General features: G+C 42.5%; 1 protein-coding gene. It reads right to left on the reverse strand.

Annotated elements, in window-relative coordinates:
- On the reverse strand, positions 1-241 hold a 241-nt coding region (locus ACEN88_RS35690), incomplete at its 3' end, for a methionine gamma-lyase family protein (RefSeq protein WP_413347120.1).
- Positions 242-259 lie beyond the last annotated feature (18 nt).

Here is a 259-nt window from a genome sequence, read left to right on the forward strand (position 1 = left end):
CTGCAATATAGCCGCCGATTTTAGCAAGACCTCCACCAGGGTTCTTAATGAGCGACCCCGCCATCAAATCTGCTCCTACATGCGTTGGCTCGATTGTTTCTACAAATTCACCGTAGCAGTTATCGACAAATACTATAACGTCAGGCTTAATACTCTTTACAAAAGAAATCATTTCTTTTATTTGCGCGACTGTAAAAGAAGGGCGAATGCCGTAACCTTTTGAACGCTGAATGCCTATCATCTTTGTGTGCTCATGAAT

It is taken from the genome of Massilia sp. CT11-108 (genome assembly GCF_047302915.1).
Lineage (GTDB): Bacteria > Pseudomonadota > Gammaproteobacteria > Burkholderiales > Burkholderiaceae_D > Telluria > Telluria orientalis.